Source organism: Enterococcus sp. GPZ-007 (assembly GCF_059374735.1).
In genome coordinates, this window is sequence record NZ_JCAFYN010000091.1 from 1 (window position 1) to 1,759 (window position 1,759).

Annotated in this window: 1 protein-coding gene; it reads left to right on the forward strand. The window is 44.3% G+C overall.

Annotated features, from left to right (window positions below; genetic code table 11):
- Positions 1 to 450: 450 nt before the first annotated feature.
- A partial coding sequence (ltrA, locus tag AC4J95_RS20980) for a group II intron reverse transcriptase/maturase (protein WP_494551535.1) occupies positions 451 to 1,759 on the forward strand: 1,309 nt, incomplete at its 3' end.

Sequence of the window (1,759 nt, forward strand, 5' to 3'; positions counted from 1 at the left end):
TTTTGTTTGCCCAGCATGGGCAAACTCTAACGGGTTCAAGTCCCGAGCGTGTCCGAGTAACGGAAAACGCATAGTCAGAGGCAAGGGTGTCCATCGTGAGGTGGAATCTGAAGGAAGCCCGAGACAAATCTCTGGTCCGACGAACAGAAATCACATAGAAGGCGACGTTTGAGGGTAAGGTTGCAAAAGAAGCTGAAGCCCGATAGTTACTGCAACAATCAAGCGGTGTAGATGTGGCGGATAGATGGAGAGGAAGAGTTTGCGCCTTAACTGGGGAGGTCTCACGATTCTGCACCAAAATCTGGTAGTGATATCAGACTGGAACGTGAGAAGTCAGCAGAAGCCATAGTAGTGAAGACATCTATTGAAAGATAGAACGAGCGAAGGGCTGAACAGTTTTACGTTAGGAAACTCTCGATTGGAAGTCGATAAAGACTACTGGCAATGAGCATGAAAGTAGATACCGACTTTACGAGAAAGAAAGGAATAACAGACATGTATACCGAAAAATTAATGTGGAAAATCTTAAGCAACGACAACCTGAATCAGGCCATCCAACAAGTTCGAAAGAACAAAGGAAAACCTGGTGTGGATGGGATGACGGTGGATGAAGTGAAGATGTATTTTGTTAGACATGAAAGCGAGTTGCGAAAGCAGATACGACAAAGAACGTACAAGCCGCAACCTGTCCTGCGAGTAGAGATTCCAAAACCAAATGGTGGTGTTCGATTGTTGGGGATTCCGACGGTCGTAGACCGAGTGATCCAGCAAGCGATCGCGCAAGTGATCGGTCCGATCTTCGATAAGCAGTTTAGCGAATACAGCTACGGTTTTCGTCCACGCAAACGTGCAGAAATGGCGATTCAACAGGCATTAGAGTTTATGAACGATGGCTATCAATGGATTGTGGATATTGATCTTGAGCGTTTCTTTGATACGGTCAATCATGATCGGCTGATGAATCTAGTGTCGAATTCGATCAAAGATGGCGACGTGATTTCCCTTATCAGAAAATATCTGGTGAGCGGGATCAGTACCGATGAGGGGTTTATCGAATCACCTATCGGAACGCCTCAAGGAGGGAATCTTTCTCCCTTGTTAAGCAATATTATGCTTCATGAGCTGGATAAAGAGCTGCACTCACGAAACCTGAGGTTTGTTCGATACGCCGATGATTGTATCATCTTCGTGAAAAGCGAAATGGCTGCCAGAAGAGTCATGCGGAACATCGTTCACTTTATCGAGGAGAAGCTAGGACTGATTGTCCATGCGGAGAAATCAAAAATTATTCGCCCAAATGATCCAAACTTCAAATTCTTAGGATTTGGCTTCTATTGGGATTGGCAAGAAAAGAACTATCAGCCAAAACCTCACGCGATATCTGTGAACAATTTTCGTAAGAAAATCAAAGATCTGACGAAAAGGAATTGGGGCGTCAGTACAAGCTATCGAATAGAAAAGCTGAACGAGAAGATCAGAGGCTGGGTAAACTATTTTCGTATGACCAAGATGAAAACAATCCTAGAAAAGATGGATAGTAACATGCGAGTGCGTTTGCGAATGTGTATTTGGAAACAATGGAAAACACCTAAAAACCGACGAAAGCACCTACGCAAGCTCGGTATGTCGAAGAATGACGCATACAAAAACAGCTATTCCAGCAAGTCGATTGCCAGAATAGCCTACTCGTGGGTACTAACCACAACACTCACGAATGAACAAATAGCAAGCCAAGGCTTACTATTCGCTCGTTCATATT